The sequence below is a fragment of the Streptomyces yerevanensis genome (genome assembly GCF_000716805.1).
Classification (GTDB): domain Bacteria; phylum Actinomycetota; class Actinomycetes; order Streptomycetales; family Streptomycetaceae; genus Streptomyces; species Streptomyces flaveus.
On the sequence record NZ_JNWJ01000215.1, the window covers coordinates 1 to 707 of the forward strand.

1 protein-coding gene is annotated in these 707 nt (G+C 70.6%); it reads right to left on the reverse strand.

Features of this window, described 5'->3' with window-relative positions; genetic code table 11:
• Positions 1-49: 49 nt before the first annotated feature.
• Positions 50-707, reverse strand: a 658-nt coding sequence (locus tag OP79_RS50305) for an FAD-dependent oxidoreductase (protein ID WP_245685766.1), incomplete at its 5' end; no start/stop codon positions are given.

Here is a 707-nt window from a genome sequence, read left to right on the forward strand (position 1 = left end):
ACGGAGAGCCGGGTCGGGTCCGGGTGCAGGTCCGGCAGGTAGCGGCCGATCAAGTCGGCATAGATCTGCAGCTCCTCCGGCTGCACCGTCCGGTCCAGCTCGTTCGGGTCGCCCGCAGGGCGGTGCAGAGCGCGGGAGAGGCCGAGCTTGACCGAGACGCCGTCCGGGGAGGGCAGACCGTAGCAGTGGATGGGTGCCGTACGGATGAACGCGGGACGCTCCTCGCCGAACCCCAGGCCTCGGGGGTGGTGGGCACATACCAGGCGCTGACCACACGCAGGATCTCCACCTCCCACGGCAGGCCGGGCAGCAGGTCGTTGACCCAGGGACCGGGGGTGACGACGGCGGTGTCGAAGCGCTCGCTGCCGGCGTCGGTGCGGACCTCCACACCGTTCGCGACGGGAACGATCTCGCGGACCGTGGTGTAGCGGTGGATGACGGCGCCCAACTGCTCGGCGCGGCGGGCGGCGGTCTGGATGGTCAGTTCGGGGCGGATGAAGCCGGCGCGGCGGTCGAGCACGGCCGCGTCGCCGTCCTCGATGCGGTACTGGGGAAAACGTTTCGCCAGAGACTCGGCATCGAGCACGTCGTGGTCGAGGTCGTGTTCCGCGATGGACTGCAGGACGGTGGCCATCTGCTGCTGCTCGGTCGGCCCCATCAGCAGGCACCCGGTCAGACGGCGCAGCTCACGGCCGGTCTCCTCCTGC